Raw genomic sequence first — 17,936 nt, forward strand, 5'->3', positions numbered from 1 at the left:
AGTGCATGCCGCAACAAGCGTCAGACCGACGAGCGCGCGCCCTCGCGAACTCATTGCGCCCGCTCGCCGGAGCGCGCCGCGGCTGCGCGAAGCGCGCTCCCGACGGCACCGAGATCGTCGATGCGGGTCAGCCGGCCATCCGCCCGCAGGGTATGGATCGCCGCGTTATGCACGAAGCCGCCCGTGCCGTCCGGCACGACGACGACCCCGAAGGCCTCGAGCAGTGGGCGCAGTTCCCGCACATCGGCGACCGTCGCGATGCGCCACACGGCGGGGGCCGCCTGCATCTGACTCGCGTAGCGCGCCAGAGCGTCCGGGTTGTCGTGCGTCGGGTCGAAGCTGATGCTGATCAGGCGCAGGCGCTCCTGCAGCCCCTGCTCGAGGATCGCCTGCTGCAATTGCTGGAATTCGTTGCCGAGCACGCGGCACACCGACTCGCAACGCGTGTAGATGAAGTCGACGAGGGCGATGCGCCCATCCGCGACCAGATCGGCGCGCAGCGAGTCACGGGTAAAGCGGGCGTCGACGAGGCCGACGTCCGGCATCAGCGGCGGATGTTCGCGCACGGCGAGTCGGCGTGCGGCCTCGCTGGTGACGACCCGAAAGCCGGCGCTGACCTGCGAGAACGCCGCAAGCCCCAGCAACAGGATGAGCACGCAAGCGATGACAGTCCGCATGGGTTTCGGGGCGCGTTATTTCAGCGTCGCGAGTTCGGCGCCCCCGTTCCAAGGGGTGCTGCGGCCCCCGGTGAGCTTGCGCTGATCTTGCACCGTTTCAGCTGTCACCGGCCCTGCCTGGTTGCCCCACTGGCTGCGGATATAGCTGGCGACCGCGGCGATCTCGGCATCGCCCAGCTTCTCGCCGAAGGCCGGCATCTCGCCATTGAAGGTGCTGCCTGCGACTTCGATACTGCCTTTGATCCCGTGCAGCAAAATCTGGATCAGGACGTGCTCGCTGCCATCGACCCAAGCCGAGCCTGCAAGTGGTGGGAACACCAGCGGGATACCGGCGCCGGACGCCTGGTGGCACGCGACGCAGTTGGCGCCGAATATCTGCTCACCGTCCACGGCCCTGGCGGGAACGGCTGCGAGCACTTCGGCGCTGCGGCGATCTCCGAGCGAGGGAAAGGTCGCGGGCCGTGCGGTGTAGATGTAGAAGAGCGCCCAACCGAACAGCACCCCGATCAGTCCAAGCATCAGGCGGGGCACGGGATTGAAGGATTCTTGCGGATCGCGGTTCTCGCGCCGCTGGGCGCGGTCGTTGCGGGATATGTCAGACATTTCGGACGGTACGGCTGCGGATCAGTTGGAGGCCGGGCCGGCGACGGCGACTGGCGCCAACGCGGGGAAGGTCCGGTCGAGGGCGAGGAGATAGCTCACGAGATCCTGCGCCGCTTGGGTGGCCACGACCACGCCGCCCACCGGGACGAACTGCGGCGGCAAGGCAACCACCTTGTCGCCCGTTTCAGCCTGCTTCCTGATCTCGAACAGGTAGGGGTAAGCGGGCATGATGCTGCCGGGCGTGTAGGCGCGCGGTTGGTAGAGGTGGCCGAATTGCCAGTCGGCGCTCGGCTGGCGCGCGCCGATGTTGAACAGGTCCGGGCCGGTGCGCATCGTGCCGAGGAGATGCGGACTGTCGTAGTAGTAGTCGCCGGCGACGGAGGGGCGGCCCCAGCCGCGCTTGTCGTCCGGCGCCTGGGAGGGATCGCGCGGCTGCTGCGAATGGCAGTACACACACCCTTCCCGGATGTATACCTGCCGGCCGCGCAGCTGCGCATCGGTATAGGGTTTCAACCCTGGCGTCGGTGGCTCGTGGCGCAACTGCAGGTAGGGCAGCACGACCAGTGAGGCGGTCGCAATGGCCAGGGTCACCATTGCGCCGGAAATCAGTTTGACTTCGTTTTCCATGGCTCAGGCAGTCGGGACGAGAGGACGGAGATAGGCGGCGCCGCTGCGCCGGGGACCGCGCCCCAGCGCCATCAGCAGGAAATGTGCGGCGAAGGCGAGATGGCCGAGCGTCATCAGCGCGCCGCCGACCGAGCGTCCCTCCAGCCAGGGCACCGTGACGCGCACGGACTCCATGAACGGTTTGCCCGCATCGAGCATGCTCATGCCCTGCAGCACGCCGGCCGTGGTGAGCGACACGAAGTAGATCGCGAAGCCGATCGTGACCAGCCAGAAATGCACCCCGATCAGCGTCGGGAAGGGCCACTCCCGGGACACGATGCGCGGCATCGCGAAGTAGATCGCGCCGAACATCACCAGGGTGACGAAGCCGTACAACCCTAGGTGGGCATGCGCGACGGTGAAATGGGTGAAGTGGGTGACGGTATTGACGCTGCGCAGGGCCTCGAACGACCCCTGGATCGAGCTCAGCGTGTACATCATTCCGCCGAGCACCACGAAGCGCAGCGTCGGTGAATGGCGCAGGGCCGCAAAATGCCCCCGCATCGTCAGGTGCTGGTTGAGCGAGAACGCCACGACGGGCACGATCATCATGATGCTCTGCACGATCGACAAGGTGATCAGCCATTCCGGGACGGGTCCGCCTACCAGATGGTGGCCGCCCACCTGCCCGTAGAAGAACGCGAGGCACCAGAACCCGATCAGCGACAGGTTGTAGGACTGGATTGGCCGGCCGATGACCTTGGGCAGGAAGTAATAGACAGCGGCGAGCGACAGCGGTGTGTAGAAAAGCCCGAGCACGTTGTGGCCGAACCACCAGTTCATTGTCGCCTGCTCGACACCGAAGTGCAGGTTTGGCAGTTTGGCGACGATGTACAGGACGGGGAACCAGAAGAGCGCCGCCCCCATGTACCAGACCGACACGTAGAGGTGCTCGACCTTGCGCCTGCGCAAGGTGAATACCAGCGGCAGTCCGATCATTGCCCCGCCGAGCGCGAACAGGACACCCACCTGCCCGGGTATTTCCAGCCACTCCATGCCGTCGGTGATGCCCGCTGCGATGCCGCCGATGCCGATCGCCAACCCGATGTTCCACAGGATGGCGCCACCTATCGCAACGCGTGCGCCCTCGAGCGTGGTCTTGAGCAGGCGCGGCAGCATCCACAACGCGATCCCGAGGGCCGCCATCGGCGCCCAGCCGTAGGCGACCGCATTGAGATGGATGGTTCGGATGCGCCCGAAGCTCAGCCACGCGTACTGCGTCAGCCAATCCGGCTCGTGAAGCTTGATCGAACTGGTAAGCCCCGCGAGCGACGCAACCAGCAGCCAGAACACGGCGAATCCGAGCAGTACGAAGGCTGGGCGCGCCGACGAAGCATCTGCGGCGATCCGCGTCTGCAATTCCTTCGCGTCCGGCTCACCAACCAAGACGGCCATCGTACGCTGCAGGTCACGCTCCGTGCCGCCCGGCACTGCCGGCTCTTCGACGCGCCCGATCTCGCCACGCGAAAAGATGACCTTGGCGGCGGCCGGATCCGGATCGAGCAGGCCCTTGCGCAGGGACCAGATGAAGAAAAACAACCCGGTCACCGCAATGATGAACGACGATAGCAACAGCGAAGGAATGTCCATGACGAGCACGCGCCGAGAGAGAATAACTATTGCCGCAAATTGCTATGCCGCAAATACATCTTATTGTGCTCGCCCTATAAAAGCAATATCGTCAATACATCTTTAGTTGCGAGTCGCGCGGATGAAGCTCACCGAATACACCGACTACACCCTCCGAACGCTGATCTTCCTCGGCCTGCACCGCGGCGAACTGGTGACGATTCAACAGATTGCGGAGAGCTACGACATATCCAGGAACCACCTGATGAAGATCATCCACCGTCTTGGCCAGGACGGTCTGATCGAAACCATCCGGGGTCGCAGCGGCGGCGTGGGGCTGCGCAAGGCCCCGGAGGACATTAGCATCGGTGCGGTGGTGCGCGCGTCCGAGCAGGATTTCGCTCTCGTCGAATGCTTCAACCGTTCGAACAACCGCTGCGTACTCTCGCCGGTGTGCCGATTACAGGCAGGGTTTCGCGAGGCGCTCGAGGCCTTTTTCAAGGTCCTCGACGGCCTGACCCTAGCCGACATCCTCGGCAACGCCGCGGAGATCGCGCCCTACATTCCCCGCCCCCGCCCCCGCGTACTGGAGAAACGCACATGAGCACGGACGCCATCGACATTCCCCGCCTGCTCGTCGAGCAGACGGCGGATGCGGAGAGGTAATGGGTTCGGTTGCCGTCGCGCGTGACGCGACGCAACGTCGCGACGACGAAAGAAGGCTTCAGCAGCGCATCAGGAAGCTGGAAGAACAACAAGCCGACGCGGGGACGCAGACGCCCGAGTGACAGGGGCATGCTCGACGGCGTCGCCTCAGTCGGGGGCGAATCGGCGCTGCGCCTTCAGCCCACCTCCACGGTGAATCCCGGGTCGAACACGGAGTTTTCCGCGCTGCCCTTGAGCACGTAACCACGCGGATTGGCCAGCACGCGCGTGCCGCCAAGCTGGTAGTCGAAGCTGTCGTGAGTGTGGCCGTGTATCCAAACCGCCGCGCCGCTGTCAGCGACCAAGACCTCGAGGTCCGAGACGAAGCACGCATTGAGCGGCGATCCGGCGAATCGCGGGGCGATGCTGCGTGGCGACGGCGCGAAATGGGTCACAACGACGGTGATGCCGTCGAACCGATCCGCGAGCCGCGCCTTGAGCCAGTTTGCGTGTCCCTCAAACAGGGCGGCGCAGTGCCACGGCGTGAATAGCTCGCTCTGCCCTTCGTCTGCCGCGATGCGGCTGAAATCGCGGGTGAAGCGAACGGCGTCGTCCATGGCCTGATCCCGCAGCGGACCTTCGCCGGCGATGCGGAAGTCGCTCCACAGCGTCGCACCAAGTATGCGCACATCGCCCATCCGTTTCTCTTCGCAGTTCAGCACCGTCACCAGGCTGTCGCGACTGAGTTCGCGTAGCAATCGATTCGTCGCGGGAATGCTCGAGCCGTAATACTCGTGGTTGCCGGCCACATAGATCGCGGGTCGTTTCAATGCAGTAGCCCAAGACAGCGCTTCCCGCGGACGGTGGATATCTCCCGCCAGGATCAACAGGTCTGCGCCGGTGTCGGGGATTTCGCAGGGTGCAAGCCCGAGATGGACGTCCGATACGATCTGAAGTTTCATGTACGCCTCACGCAATTCATTCATCCGATGCTCGCCATTGGATGAAAGATCCCGTGGAAAAGTAACAGTCGCCTTTGCTTCCCGACCTGGTTTCGGTTGCCAAGCTCTGGTGCATTGCCTGCGCGGAAGACACTTGAAGTGGTCCGGTAAGGCGGTGTGGTTGCTGCGCTGATTACTCTACCCGCCTTCCGATGGACAATCCGGGAAGTCGAAGACCACGCGCTGCCGCCCACACCCAAATCATGTTCGACGAACACCCGTCTCCGCTCATCACTGCCGATCGACGACTCCGCCCCTTTAGGGGACCCCTTATATGGACGCCTCTCGGAGTGACAAGTGATTTTCGCGTCTGGCATTCAAGGTGAGGATGCAGTCTTATATCCGGCCTGTATGCGCAGGCGGTAAGCCTGCTGGCCCTGATGGAATCCGCTGGCGGGGGCCTCATCTGATTGACGAACTCGAAGTTCACGTTCCCTATCAGGCTTACCCCGTCCCGGTCCGACCTGTCTGCCATCAACAATGAATCGCTTGCGCTCCTTGGAGAAGTTGTTGAATGAGTATTCAGTGGAAGTTTGGCATCGCACCTCACGCCGCGGTAGCGAACTGACTCGCGTCGAAGGGCGTACCTTTGGCCAGCACGGCCCAGATGGTGCGTGCCAACTTGTTGGCGACGGCAGCCACCGCCACGTTGTAGGGGCGCCGTTGGAGCAACCCCGCCAGCCATGGCTTGTCACTGTCACGCACGATCACCGCCCGTGCACCGTGCATCAGCAATGTTCCCAGGTAGACGTCGCCTCGTTTGGACAAGCCAAGTTGTCGAACCCATCCTCCGGTCCCTCGCTGCTTGGGCACCAATCCCAACCAGGTGGCAAACTCCCGTCCCGACTTAAAGGTTCGTGCGTCGCCGATGCTCGCGACCGCGGCCGTCGCAGTCAGCAACCCGACGCCGGGAATGGCTGCCACCGATTGGCACTGCGGCGTCTCTTTCAGGATGCTCGCCAGGCGTCGTTCGATCGTGGCGATCTCGGCGTCGAGGCGTTGTACTCTTGCCCACTGCTCGCGCAGGCTATCGATTAGAACACCGGGAAGGCGCGCATCCAGTGTCGCCAATGCGGGCGGCAAAGCCTTGGACAGTGCCACGTAGCCCTCGGGAAGAACTTCCCCGAATTCGTAGAGCAATCCGCGCAGGGCGTTGCTTTGCATGATCCTGAATTTCAGCAGTTGAGCGCGCAGTCGATGCAGGGCGAGAACGCTGAGCCGTAGCCTTGGCTTGCTCCAGGCCGTTCAGAAAGGGCGGTCCGACGTTGCACAGCGCCGCGGCATCGCGTTGGGTCAGCCCCGACGCCTTGTGAACGGCCCGAACAATTTTGCCGAGTTCGGCAACCGAGGAAATTCCAACGTCTCGGGGTAGCATCACCCCGCAAAAAAATAAACGATTGTTGAAATTTTCGCCCCATCATCGTTGTGAGCAATGAAATTCAAGGAGTGTTGATCATTTCTATGAATTTCATTCTGCGAGGCAATCCTCACCGATCCGTCTCCACATCCCTTGGTTGTTGTGCGCCTTGGCTCAGCAAGTTGTTGTCGCCAGTTGGTGTCCCCCGCGTCGGTCGAACTCGCGAGAGCCCTTACTACTCTCCGTCTGCGCATCGGCACCGACCCGTTTGCTTGCGGCCGCCCTGCTTCACGATGTGGGGGAGTTGCATACGGACCCGGCGCTCCTCGATCCGCGCCGTCGGATTTGCGAGCACGAGTGGCGTCATATCTGTGTACATCCCATCACCGGCTATCTGATCGCGCGCGAGGCCGGGGGCTAGGCCTGCATTCGCTTGTGCGAACTCGACGAACGGCGTGCGGGGTCCTACGATTAACCAGAGCAAATAGTTCCTCCGCCCGTCGGTGGTTCCTCACGGATCCGTGAACGTTCGCCGGCTGCAAACGCGTCGAACGGGACGTGACCCGGTCGTAGTGGGCCCCCAAGGACGGACGTGACGATCATCAAGGGAACGAAATGAAACGGCGCGATTTTCTTGCTATGGGCGTCACCACGGCCGGAATGCTCGCGGCCTGGCCTGTTCTCGCACAGACTGGCGGCCACAAACGGCGGGCGGCGGTCGTGATTGGAGTCAAGAAGGCAGGCAAGCTGCCGGTGCTCAAAGGGGTGACGTCCGGAACCCGCAGCGTCGCGAACTGGCTCGAAGCCGAAGGCTTCGAGGTGCGATGCCTCGTCGACGATAGCAAGCCCGTCAGAGCAAGCGAGATCTTCGATGTCATCGAGGAGTTCGTCGGCCGCGGTACGCTCGACCAGTTGGTGATCTACTTCTCCGGCCACGGCTTTCTCAGCGGCTATTCCGAACACTGGCTGCTTTCGAAAGCCCCCGACAACCCGAATGAAGCCGTCAGCCTGCGCGAAAGCGTCGAACTCGCGAGGGAGTCGGCGATCCCGAATGTGGTCTTCATCTCGGATGCTTGCCGTTCCACGCCCGATAGTCTCGGCACCGGACGCGTGCGTGGCAGCCTGATTTTCCCGAATCGTGGCGTCGCTCGCAACGTGCGTGCGGAGGTGGACCAGTTTCTTGCGGCCCTGCCGGGTGACCCCGCCTTCGAGGTCGCACTCCAGGAGAGTGTCGCCGCCTACGAGGGCATTTATACCGCGAGCTTCCTCGGCGCATTCGAACGTCCCGACGACACGATGGTGCGCATCGTGAACGGCATGCGAGTGGTGCCCAACAATATGCTTAAGTCCTATCTCGAACGTGAGGTCCGCAAGAGGGCCGAAGCCAAGTCGATCAAACTTCGCCAGATTCCTGATGCCTACGTGACATCAGGTGAGACGACCTTTATTGGCCGGGTGACGGTTCCGGCACCGCAACCATCCCCCGTTCCACCGGATGTGCCAACGATTGTCGACGTTGCCGGCCTCGCGCTCAAACACGTCGGCGCAGGCGTTCTCGCGGCCTCCCTGCCGCGGTTGTCGGAGGGCACCATCGCCCACGCCGCAGCCGAGATCGGTTTTACCACGGCACAGAATGCGATCCTTGGTGCCCCGGAAACCCGACAATTCGAGACACAAACTGTCCGCGCGCGTTGAATTTTGACCCCCCGTGTGCACCGAATTCTGACCCCGGGGGTTTAGCCGTTCATCATTGATTGGCTGGAGTGAAGTGTAGTCGTATCGACCGAGGGGGAGGAAGCGGCGAAGGGCGTAGCCCGCAGCCGCTTCCTCCCCCTCGGGGCTCAGAATGGCGCGTCCGGCTCCGCGGTCACATCCAGGGACTCGACGGGCCGCGCCGCTCGGCTCACCTCGCGCGCCCGGACGCGCGCCTTGGCCGTCTGACTGCTTTGCTGGAAACGGAAGGATTCGTTGCCCGTTTCCACGATGTGGCAGTGGTGCGTGAGACGGTCGAGCAGCGCAGTGGTCATCTTCGCGTCGCCGAACACGGCGGGCCATTCGGCAAAGGTCAGGTTCGTCGTGATGATCACGCTGGTGCGCTCGTAGAGCTTGGAGATCAGGTGGAAGAGCAAGGCTCCCCCGGCCTGGCTGAAGGGTAGATAGCCCAGTTCGTCGAGGATCACGAGATCGACGTGCATCAGCGCGTGCGCGAGCCGCCCCTGTTTGCCTGCGGCCTTCTCCAGTTCCAGACTGTTGGCGAGCTCGACGGTGGAGAAGAAGCGTACCCGCTTGCCGTGCTCAGTGATCGCCTTGACGCCCAGTGCGGTCGCCAGATGAGTCTTGCCGGTCCCGGTGCCGCCGATGAACACGACGTTGGCGGCGGCATCGGTGAAGGCGGCGGTGGCGAGTTCATCGATCAACTTCGCATCGACTTTCGACTTGCCGAAGTCGAAGCCGGACAGATCGCGGTGCATGGGGAAACGCGCCGCCCCCATCTGATAGCGGATTGAACGCACATGCCGGTCGGTGACCTCGGCCTCGAGCAGACACTGAATGAGCCAGCCGGCGCTCTGGATGCCGACCCCGCCTTCCGCGAGCAATTCATCGTAACGCTGGGCCATGCCGTGCAGACGCAGCGATTTCAGTTCGGCGACAATCTCACGCATGATCGTTCTCCGCGTGCAGACGGTCATAGCGGCCGGCGTCGGCAAGCGGTGCCTCGGTCACCGCGAGTACCGTGTCGAGTGGTGTCGGTGGGGGCGCCTGGCGCAGGCGGGCGAGCACATTCTTGACGTGCTCCGCGCTGGGCGTGCCGGATTCGAGGATCAGTTCGACCGCCACCAGCACGTTCTCCAGGCCGTGTCGGGGGACGTGCGCCAGAATGTCGGCCATCAGCCGATCGCCGCCCGGGCGTTTGACGAGCAGCGCCCGCAGTCGCTGTAGCGGCGCCGGCAAGCCCTCGAAGGGCGCACCGTTACGCAAGGCACCCGGCTTGCGTTCGAGCAGCGGCAGGTAGTGCTGCCAGTCGTAGATGACCTGGCCGCGCTCGAAGCTGCGCGCATGGGTGGCGACCAGGCCGTCCTCGGCATGGATCTCGATCCGCTCGGGGTACAGCCGCAGGCTCACCTTCTGGTTGGCGAAGGCGCACGGGACCGAGTAGCGATTGCGCTCGTTCGTCACGAGACTGGTACTGGACACCGGCACGATCGCCTCCACGTAGCCATCGAAGCTCGGCACCATTGGCATCAAGGCATCGCGCTCAAGCGTGAGGGCGTCGGCGATGGTGAGGTGCTCGGCGTCCGGGTACGCCAGTTCCGACCACAGCGCCTGGCAGCGCACCTCGAGCCAGGCGTTCAGTTCGGTGAAGCTGCCGAAGCGCCGTTGCAGCGCCTCCTGCCACAGGCGCCGCCGGCTGTCCTGCACGTTCTTCTCGACGACCCCTTTCTCCCAGCCGCTGGCGACGTTGCAGAAGTCCGGATCGAACAGGTAGTGCGACGCCATCGCCGCGAACCGCGTATTGACGATGCGCCGCTTGCCCACGCCAACCTTATCGACGGCGGTCTTCATGTTGTCGTAGATGCCGCGTCGGGGAATGCCGCCGAACACCCGGAACGCACGCGTGTGCGCATCGAACAGCATCTCATGGCTCTGCGTCGGGTAGGCCGCGAGCATGAAGGCGCGGCTCGCACAGAGCTTCGTGTGCGCGAGCAGCACCTTGCGATGGAAGCCGCCGATCACCAGCGACTCCTCGCTCCAGTCAAACTGGAAGGCCTCGCCGAATTCGAATTTGAGCGGGATGAAGCTCGATTTCGCCGGCTTCCCACCGGCCTCGCGCCAGCGTCGCACGTACTCGCTCACCCGCGAGTAGCTGCCCGTGAAGCCCAACTCCTGCAACTGCCGAAACAGCACCAGCGCCGTGCGCCGCTCCCGCTTCGCCCGGCGGGCGTCCGCCTCGAGCCACTGAACGAGGCGCGTCTCGAAGGGCGCCAGCACCGTCTCCCGCGCCGTTCGCCGGTACTTCGGTTCGGCCCCTTCGCCCGCCCTCAGCCATTGCCGCACCGTGTTGCGCGACAGCCCCGTGCGCCGGCAGATCTCCTTGATCGACAGCCCGTCGCGAAAGTGCAACCGCCGAATCTTGCCCAGCATGTTCATGGTGATCATCTCCTCGAACCCTGCTCAAACATCGAGCAGGCAGGTTAATCACCGGGGTCAATTTTCAGCGCGCATAACCCGCGAAAGGGGGTCAATTTTCAATGCGTAGCAACACTCGATAATTCAGAATCCCCTGTTCACCTGGGATCGACGGCATTTCTTTGCACCGACACCGCATCAGTGACACGTGGAGTGTCTCAGGACCACTCTTCGGTTCGGCACGTTGCATCCGCTTTCGGGACATTGGGTCCATTGTGATGCGGCATCAGGATAGTAAGTAAAAATCTGTCCTTATTCGAAAATTCGGGTTATTCCGTCTCAAATTTTTGACGCAAATTTCCGCAAACTTATGGAGAAGACCCCGCAGATGAAAGTTTTCCGTTCGAGTCTGATGCGCGCTTTTGTGTCCACCCGCTACAACGTACATGAGGGCGCCCCGTGGGAATCGTCAAGATCTCCGAGCAGATGCATGAGGCCCTGCGCCGGACCAGCGGCGCGCTCAGTCGCTCCATCAACAGCCAGGCGGAGCATTGGCTGCGCGTCGGAATGCTCGCGGAGCTCAATCCCACGTTGAGCTACCGCGAAATCTGCCAGCTGCTGATTCAGGAAGAAGAGGCGCACGAGGCACACGGAGCGCCCTCCCCGCTGACGAACCTTGGCAGGGCGGCCTGATGGCAAAGAAGCAGCAGGTCCCGATCCGCTCGCAGGCGGAGATCGAAATGGCGCGCCGAGCCGGCGCGCTGGCCGCCGACGTCCTCCACATGATCGGAGAGCACGTCCGGCCGGGCGTGACCACCGACGAGCTTGACCGCATCTGCCACGACTACATCGTCAACGTCCAGCGGGCCATTCCGGCGAACATCGGCTATCACGGCTACCCGAAGACGATCTGCGCCTCGGCGAACCACGTCGTGTGCCACGGCATCCCGTCCGCGAAGCGCCTGACCAGCGGAGACATCCTCAACATCGATGTGGCCGTGGTGAAGGATGGCTGGTACGGCGACAGCAGCCGCATGTACTTTGTCGGCAAGCCCGGCGTCCTCGCCCGGCGACTCGTGCGGACCACCTACGAAGCCATGCGCGCGGGCATCCTCGCCGTCCGTCCCGGTGCGACGCTCGGTGATATCGGATACGCCATCCAGAGCGTCGCCCATCGCGAAGGCTTTACCGTCGTTCGCGAATATTGCGGGCACGGCATCGGCGACGTCTATCACGACGAACCGCAAGTCCTCCACTACGGCCGCCCCGGAGCCGGTCTGACGCTGGAGCCCGGCATGGTGTTCACAATCGAGCCGATGATCAACGCGGGGCGCCCGGAAACCCGCGAACTGGGTGACGGGTGGACCGTGGTGACCAAGGATCATTCGCTGTCGGCACAGTGGGAACACATGGTCGCGGTTACCGCAGAGGGATTCGAGATCCTTACCCCTTGGCCGGATGGGTGTGGGGACTATCCGGCGATCGAGGCCGGCGCAGCGATGCCCGCACAGGCACTTTGAGCGCAAGGGCACGCGCGCCCTCTTCCGCGCGGCTCCCGCCGGTCAGAACAGCCACGGAATGAAGCGGCGCGTGCCCTGCATGTAGTCGATGTAGGCCTGGCCGAAATAGGCGATGCATTCCCTTTCATCGGCCAGCGCGGTCAGCAGCACGCAGGCGCTACCGAAAAGGGCGAGCGCGAAGGCGGGCCAACTGGGGGCGCGGAAGAACATGCCCCAGTCCAGCGCGAGCAGCGCGCTGTACATCGGGTGGCGGATGAGGCCGAAGATGCCCTGCGTGACCAGCTCGGAAGTCTTTTCCCAGCTGTAGAGCGAGCCGTCGTCGCGCCGGGTCGGGTCGCGCTTGCCCTCGCGACGCAGCGCGATGAAGCCGAAGACCAGCGGGAGCAGGCTTAACTGCAGGAGGGTTTCGGACAGCAGTTGATCACCTGCCGGCTCGCGATTGAGTAACGTCAGCGCGAGGATGGTCTCCCACGCGAAGAAGCGGTAGAAGCCGTGGCTGCCGGGATTGCGCAGCGGCTTGCGCGACAGCCACAGCAGGCCGGCGGTGCCGGTCAGCAGCAGCGGCAGATTGGAGATCGGCAGGCTCATCGGCGTTTCCGCGTGACGACGGCTCTTCCGGCCTTATTGGCGGACGGCGCGGAAAACGAGCACGGCGTTGCTGCCGCCGAAGGCGAATGAATTGGAGAGTGCCGCTCGCGGCGCGGCTCCGTGGCGGGCGGCCGTCAGGTGTTCGACTCCGGTGCAGGCTGGGTCGAGATTGCCGGCAAGGTTGATGGTGGGCGGCAGAGCGTCGTCGCGCAGCGCGAGTACCGAGGCGATCACCTCGATGGCGCCCGCTGCGCCGAGCAGGTGGCCGTGCATGGACTTGGTCGCGCTCACCGGCAGCGTTTCCGCCCGCTTCCCGAACACGGACTTGAGCGCAGCGATCTCGACCGGATCGCCCTCGGCGGTAGCCGTGCCATGGGCATTGACGTAGTCGACATCGCCGGCGGCCAAACGAGCATCGGCAAGCGCGGCCTGCATGGCACGGACCTGACCGGCCACTTCGGGACGCACGAGGTGGCTGTGGTCGCAGCTTGCCCCGTAGCCGACGATTTCCCCGTGTATGTTTGCACCGCGGTCCAGCGCGTGATCCCAGTCCTCGAGAACCAGCGCCGCTCCGCCTTCGCCGAGAACCAGGCCGCGGCGATCGCCGGCGAAGGGACGGCAGGCGGAGGGTGAGGTTTCTGCGTTGCCGGGCGCCATGACACGCAGGGCTTCCCATGCGCGCGCGACGCCATAGGCTTGCGGCACGTCTGAGCCACCGGTGACCATGACCGTCGCTTCTCCCGAGCGCACGCGCCGGAAGGCTTCGCCGATGGCAACGGCCGACGATGCGCAGGCGACGGTGTGGCTCGTGCTTGCGCCCCCCAATCCGAGCTGGATCGAGATATGGGCATTGGCGGCGTTGTTCATGCCGAGCAGCACGGAGAGCGGCGACAGGCGTTCGCGCCCCCGCTGCCACAGCTCGCGATAGCCCTTTTCATAGGCGAGCGTGCCGCCGAGCGCGGTGCCCCAGGATACGCCCCAGTCGTCGCGCGATTCCTCACCGGCGCTGCGCGGCAGGCCGGCGGAGTCCCACGCGTCGAAGGCTGCCGCCATGCCGAGTTGTGCGAAGCGGTCCATCATCGCGGCCAGCGGCTTGCCGAGCACGGCATCGGCATCGAACGCCGGACATGCGACAAAGGGAATCGAAAGCGGGCGCGGCTGATCGTCGGTTAGAAGATGGCGGATCGCCGTTTCCCCGGCGCACAGCCGCTTGAAGAAATTCGCCAGATCGCCGCCGTACGGGCTGACCAGTCCCAGTCCCGTGATCGCAACCCGACGCCCGACCATGGCTCAGTGCACGCCGCCGGCTGCGATCAGGCCGTCCATGGCTGTCACCATGTCGCCGACGCTTTTCGGGTTCTCGAGATCGCTCGGGACCTTGATTCCGAAGCGGTCTTCGAAGGCGAACATCAGCTCGAGCATCATCAGCGAGTCGACACCGAGGTCCACCAACAGCGCATCCGGAACAACCTTCTCGGACGCCACGCCCAGGCGCTCGTCGAGAAATTCGCGAATAAGTGCAATTGAATTCATAGGGCGCGAATTCTATATGAAATCAAATGTTTCACCATAGATGGCACGGTCGATCCCGGCGCGCTGGCGGATGTTTGGTACTATCCGCCGGCCATGACGACCCTCTCCGCCACGCCGCTGGATGCGGCACCCCGCTCCGCCTGGTTTCGCCAGCTGGCTAGCCGTTTCGCGACACTCTGGCCGCTCAAGGCAGCGGGAACCATGATCTTCATGGTGTTGTTCTTCTGGGGGTATTTTACGGTTTTGCGCGATCCGCTCACTGCACCGACGATGATGCCGCGCGTTGCCGCGGATGCATGGATCCCCTTTTCCGCGGCCGCATTTCCGATTTACGCAAGCCTGTGGGTGTACGTGTCGCTGCCGCCCGCCTTCATCGGCAGCCTGCGGCCGCTGCTCTGGTTCGGCGTGTGGATCTCCGCCCTGTGCGGGTTCTGCCTCGGTATTTACTGGGTGCTTCCCACCGCGGTGCCACCGGCTGGCATCGACTGGTCCGACTATCCGCAGCTCGCATTCATCAAGAATGTGGACGCAGCCGGCAACGCCTGTCCCTCGCTGCATGTTGCATCCTCGGTATTCACCGCGTTATGGCTGGAGCGGATCGCGCGCGCGGTGGAGGCGCCGACGCTGCTGCGCTGGGGAAATGCCCTGCTCTGCGTGGCAATCCTGTGGTCGACGATCGCCACCCGCCAGCATGTAGTGCTCGACCTCATTGCCGGCATCGCGGTCGGGCTGGCCTTCGCGCTGCCATCGCTTCGGCACATCTCACGGCTGGCGCCGAACGGGCTTTGAGCGTGCGCCAGTTCGGCGCAAGCTCCGCTCAGGCAGCGCCGGGCGGGGGATTTTCGATTGGTTTCTGCCAGAACAGCGCAGTCCCGACGCTCGCATCCAGCGTGTAATCGCTGAATCCGAATTTCGCATACGCCGCCCGTGCGGCGTCGTTGCCGCTGAGCACCTCCAGGGTGATCTTGCAGCATCCGCGCTCCCTCGCGGCCGCCTCGACCGCCGCCAGCAGCAGCTGGCTCACTCCGCGTCCGCGGCACTCCGCGAGGACGACGAAATCGTGGATGTTGATCAGCGGCCTGGCGGCGAAGGTCGAGAGGGTCTCGAAGCAATTCGCCAATCCCACTGCGACGCCGTCCGCTAAGGCGATCAGGCTGAACGCGTGTGGCTGGCGGGCAAGCGCCCCCACGACCCTTTCCTTGACCTCTGCGGGCAATGCCTCGCCTCCGCCCATTGGGTCTCGCGCGTAGGCGTCGAGCAACTCAGTGATCGCATGAGCATGGACGGGGTTGTGATAGTCGGCACGAATGACTTCGATGGGCACGTCGATATTCCGGGACGTTCGGGTCAGGGAGCGACATCATACCTCGATCGTCGAGCCTCGCCCTGCGAATGGCGCCGAGGTGATGTCTGCGCGCCAGTGGTCTATGTAGCAGTGCAGCAAATGCGGGTGCGGGTACCCAATGCGATTTCAGGGGGACACAACCGACTGGATGCCTGGCGATTGATATCGGTTTTCGAGTTCCCTCTGAAACTGGCTTGCCCGCCCGCTTACGGCGATATGCGGGGATAAACCTTGCTATAGGTATGGTTTTTTTGACATTCGTCAAATGTAAGCGAAATTTTTGTGCGACGCACATAACCGGCACTGAAGAGTGGGTACTATGCCCCACAGTTCATTCGCGTCATGCAAGAGGAGTAGCTCATGAAAAAATCGCTCGTCATCGCATCCCTGCTCGCCCTGGGCGCCGCAAGTCCGTTCGCGCACGCCTACAAGGCGGGCGACTTCGTTGTCCGTGCAGGTGCGGCGACAGTAAGTCCGGAAATGGGGGGCTCCGATGTCTCATCGAGTGCCACCGGGAAGATCGCCGGCTCGAATGCCACGGTGAGCGACAACACGCAGCTCGGCCTGACGTTCGGTTACATGCTGACCGACCACGTAGGCGTTGAACTGCTCGCTGCCACGCCCTTCAAGCACAGCGTCAGCGTCAAGGGGCTGCCCGCAGGTCTCAACGGCAAGCTCGCCACCATCGAGCAACTGCCGCCGACCGTTACGCTGCAATACTTTCCGATGGACTCCAGCTCGAAATGGCAGCCGTACGTGGGTGCCGGCATCAATTACACGGCCTTCTTCAATGAAGATCTGACGGATGCCCGCAAGGCTCAAGGATTTTCCCATCTCGATCGCGAGGATTCCTGGGGTCTCGCCCTGCAAGCCGGCATCGACTACATGCTCACGGACAAAGTCGTGTTGAACGCGGCTGTTTGGCGTATCGGTATCGACAGCCATGCCACCGCGCGGCATCCTGTGCTCGGCAAGGTCAAGGTTAGTGTCGAGATCGATCCGTGGGTGTACATGGTCGGCGTCGGCTACAAGTTCTGATTCCGGTAACGCCCGGCGCCGACAACGGCGGCCTGCGGGCCGCCGTTTGCATTTCGGGATCGCGCAGGCGTTGTCTCGCGCGGCCATGCGCGCGGCGCGATCCGATCGAGGTATACTTGTCAGTTTCCCAGAATCGCCCGGAGCCTCGCCATGGAAGCCGAACGCATCAACGCCATCTCCCAGAAACTCGACGACCTGCAGGCCCGCGGTCGCGAACTTCGGAGGTATCTTTGACTACGACGAAAAGGCGTCGAAGCTCGAAGAAGTAACCCGTGCGCTGGAAGATCCGGCGGTCTGGAATAATGCCGAGAAGGCTCAGGAGCTCGGCAAGGAAAAGCGTCAGCTCGAGGATGTCGTCGTCAACCTGCGCGACATCGAGCAATCCTCCATCGACCTCAAGGACCTGTTCGAACTCGCTCAGGCCGAGGACGACGAGGACACCCTGACCGCGGTTGAAGCCGATCTCTCCCCGCTCGAGGGGAAGGTGCATGCGCTCGAATTCCGCCGGATGTTCTCGAATCCGATGGACCCGAATCCCTGCTTCATTGAAATCCAGGCCGGCGCCGGCGGAACCGAGGCGCAGGACTGGGCTGGCATGCTCGAACGCATGTACCTTCGCTACTGCGAGCGCAAGGGCTTCAATGTCGAGCTGATGGAGGAATCCGAAGGCGAAGTCGCGGGCATCAAGGGCGCCACGATCAAGGTCAGCGGTGAATACGCCTACGGCTTCCTGCGTACCGAGACGGGAATCCACCGCCTCGTGCGCAAGAGCCCGTTCGACTCAAACGCACGCCGCCACACCAGCTTCTCGTCGGTGTTCGTGTATCCGGAGGTCGACGACTCGATCGAGATCGAGATCAATCCGGCCGATCTGCGCATCGACACCTACCGCGCGTCCGGCGCCGGTGGCCAGCACATCAACAAGACCGACTCCGCGGTGCGCATCACGCACGAGCCGACCGGCGTCGTCGTGCAGTGCCAGAACGACCGATCGCAGCACAAAAACAAGGCCGAAGCGATGTCCATGCTGAAGGCCCGCCTGTACGAGCTGGAACTGCGCAAGCGCCAGTCCGAACAGCAGAAGCTGGAGGACTCCAAGAGCGACATCGGCTGGGGCCACCAGATCCGCTCCTACGTGCTCGATCAGTCCCGTATCAAGGACCTGCGCACCAACTACGAAGTCGGCAACACCCAGGCCGTGCTGGACGGCGACCTGGACGACTTCATCGCGGCGAGCCTCAAGCAGGGTGTCTGAGCGCCCCGCCC

19 protein-coding genes and 1 pseudogene are annotated in these 17,936 nt (G+C 63.5%); 8 read left to right on the top strand and 12 right to left on the bottom strand.

The window, feature by feature from the left end; all coding sequences use genetic code 11:
- Positions 1-50: 50 nt before the first annotated feature.
- From U5817_RS12690 to U5817_RS12705, 4 genes are read right to left on the bottom strand one after another with little or no spacing between them, the layout of a single operon-like run.
- The gene (locus U5817_RS12690; RefSeq protein ID WP_407280995.1) at positions 51-677 is read right to left on the bottom strand and encodes an SCO family protein; all 627 of its coding nucleotides are present in this window, start codon (positions 675-677) and stop codon (positions 51-53) included.
- A 15-nt stretch (positions 678-692) separates the two neighbouring features.
- On the bottom strand, positions 693-1,280 hold the full coding sequence (locus U5817_RS12695; RefSeq protein WP_407280996.1) for a c-type cytochrome: 588 nt from the start codon (positions 1,278-1,280) through the stop codon (positions 693-695).
- A gap of 21 nt (positions 1,281-1,301) precedes the next feature.
- A complete protein-coding gene (locus U5817_RS12700; protein WP_407280998.1) occupies positions 1,302-1,907 on the bottom strand; it encodes a cbb3-type cytochrome c oxidase subunit II in 606 nt (201 codons plus the stop codon).
- Positions 1,908-1,910: 3 nt separating this feature from the next.
- Positions 1,911-3,536 (bottom strand): cbb3-type cytochrome c oxidase subunit I, encoded by a 1,626-nt coding sequence (locus U5817_RS12705; protein ID WP_407280999.1) that lies wholly within the window; start codon positions 3,534-3,536, stop codon positions 1,911-1,913.
- Positions 3,537-3,657: 121 nt separating this feature from the next.
- Here U5817_RS12705 and U5817_RS12710 point away from each other — a divergent pair, with 121 nt between their 5' ends.
- Both U5817_RS12710 and U5817_RS12715 read left to right on the top strand, forming a co-directional pair.
- On the top strand, positions 3,658-4,119 hold the full coding sequence (locus tag U5817_RS12710; RefSeq protein WP_407281001.1) for an RrF2 family transcriptional regulator: 462 nt from the start codon (positions 3,658-3,660) through the stop codon (positions 4,117-4,119).
- 61 nt (positions 4,120-4,180) lie between these two features.
- A complete protein-coding gene (locus U5817_RS12715; protein WP_407281003.1) occupies positions 4,181-4,303 on the top strand; it encodes a hypothetical protein in 123 nt (40 codons plus the stop codon).
- Positions 4,304-4,357: 54 nt separating this feature from the next.
- Here U5817_RS12715 and U5817_RS12720 read toward each other — a convergent pair whose 3' ends face one another.
- Entirely contained in the window at positions 4,358-5,122 is a 765-nt protein-coding gene (locus U5817_RS12720) for a metallophosphoesterase family protein (RefSeq protein WP_407281005.1), read from the bottom strand.
- A 585-nt stretch (positions 5,123-5,707) separates the two neighbouring features.
- Positions 5,708-6,376: pseudogene (locus U5817_RS12725) on the bottom strand (IS110 family transposase); the annotation flags it as partial.
- Between the two features lie 757 nt (positions 6,377-7,133).
- Between U5817_RS12725 and U5817_RS12730 the strand changes: the two are divergent.
- The gene (locus tag U5817_RS12730; RefSeq protein ID WP_407281006.1) at positions 7,134-8,213 is read left to right on the top strand and encodes a caspase family protein; all 1,080 of its coding nucleotides are present in this window, start codon (positions 7,134-7,136) and stop codon (positions 8,211-8,213) included.
- A 146-nt stretch (positions 8,214-8,359) separates the two neighbouring features.
- Here the strand turns inward: U5817_RS12730 and istB are convergent, their stop codons facing one another.
- Together istB and istA are read right to left on the bottom strand one after the other, a co-directional pair.
- Complete coding sequence (gene istB, locus U5817_RS12735) at positions 8,360-9,184, bottom strand: IS21-like element helper ATPase IstB (protein ID WP_407281012.1); 825 nt, start codon at positions 9,182-9,184, stop codon at positions 8,360-8,362.
- Positions 9,174-10,667 carry an IS21 family transposase gene (gene istA, locus U5817_RS12740; protein ID WP_407278191.1) on the bottom strand — a complete coding sequence of 498 codons (1,494 nt, stop codon included), beginning with the start codon at positions 10,665-10,667 and terminating at the stop codon, positions 9,174-9,176. Before istA ends, istB begins: the two co-directional genes overlap by 11 nt.
- Positions 10,668-11,105: 438 nt before the next feature.
- On the opposite strand from istA, the gene U5817_RS12745 reads away from it, so the two are divergent.
- Together U5817_RS12745 and map are read left to right on the top strand one after the other, a co-directional pair.
- Positions 11,106-11,339: a ParD-like family protein gene (locus tag U5817_RS12745; protein ID WP_407277526.1), complete on the top strand. Its 234-nt coding sequence runs from the start codon at positions 11,106-11,108 to the stop codon at positions 11,337-11,339.
- Positions 11,339-12,166: a type I methionyl aminopeptidase gene (map, locus tag U5817_RS12750; protein WP_407277527.1), complete on the top strand. Its 828-nt coding sequence runs from the start codon at positions 11,339-11,341 to the stop codon at positions 12,164-12,166. The genes U5817_RS12745 and map overlap by 1 nt, the downstream gene beginning before the upstream one ends.
- Positions 12,167-12,208: 42 nt before the next feature.
- On the opposite strand, the gene U5817_RS12755 is transcribed toward map, so the two are convergent.
- Genes U5817_RS12755 through U5817_RS12765 form a run of 3 tightly spaced genes read right to left on the bottom strand, consistent with a single transcriptional unit; the run spans position 12,209 to position 14,287 of the window.
- On the bottom strand, positions 12,209-12,754 hold the full coding sequence (locus U5817_RS12755; protein WP_407277528.1) for a methyltransferase family protein: 546 nt from the start codon (positions 12,752-12,754) through the stop codon (positions 12,209-12,211).
- 33 nt (positions 12,755-12,787) lie between these two features.
- On the bottom strand, positions 12,788-14,041 hold the full coding sequence (locus tag U5817_RS12760; RefSeq protein ID WP_407277530.1) for a beta-ketoacyl-[acyl-carrier-protein] synthase family protein: 1,254 nt from the start codon (positions 14,039-14,041) through the stop codon (positions 12,788-12,790).
- 3 nt (positions 14,042-14,044) lie between these two features.
- The gene (locus U5817_RS12765) at positions 14,045-14,287 is read right to left on the bottom strand and encodes an acyl carrier protein (protein WP_169127478.1); all 243 of its coding nucleotides are present in this window, start codon (positions 14,285-14,287) and stop codon (positions 14,045-14,047) included.
- Between the two features lie 201 nt (positions 14,288-14,488).
- Here U5817_RS12765 and U5817_RS12770 point away from each other — a divergent pair, with 201 nt between their 5' ends.
- Positions 14,489-15,076, top strand: coding sequence for a phosphatase PAP2 family protein (locus tag U5817_RS12770; protein ID WP_407277531.1), 588 nt, complete (start codon positions 14,489-14,491; stop codon positions 15,074-15,076).
- A 28-nt stretch (positions 15,077-15,104) separates the two neighbouring features.
- Here U5817_RS12770 and U5817_RS12775 read toward each other — a convergent pair whose 3' ends face one another.
- Positions 15,105-15,611: a GNAT family N-acetyltransferase gene (locus tag U5817_RS12775; RefSeq protein ID WP_339379997.1), complete on the bottom strand. Its 507-nt coding sequence runs from the start codon at positions 15,609-15,611 to the stop codon at positions 15,105-15,107.
- 381 nt (positions 15,612-15,992) lie between these two features.
- On the opposite strand from U5817_RS12775, the gene U5817_RS12780 reads away from it, so the two are divergent.
- Together U5817_RS12780 and prfB are read left to right on the top strand one after the other, a co-directional pair.
- Positions 15,993-16,670, top strand: coding sequence for an OmpW family protein (locus U5817_RS12780; RefSeq protein WP_169127480.1), 678 nt, complete (start codon positions 15,993-15,995; stop codon positions 16,668-16,670).
- Positions 16,671-16,820: 150 nt separating this feature from the next.
- Positions 16,821-17,925 (top strand): peptide chain release factor 2 gene (gene prfB / locus U5817_RS12785; RefSeq protein WP_169127482.1). Its coding sequence is split into 2 segments (ribosomal slippage): positions 16,821-16,901 and positions 16,903-17,925, totalling 1,104 coding nucleotides; the frame shifts between segments, so codons are not numbered across the junction.
- Positions 17,926-17,936: the final 11 nt, after the last annotated feature.

Origin of the sequence: Aromatoleum evansii (genome assembly GCF_045689615.1) — a bacterium.
Taxonomy (GTDB): Bacteria; Pseudomonadota; Gammaproteobacteria; order Burkholderiales; family Rhodocyclaceae; genus Aromatoleum; species Aromatoleum evansii.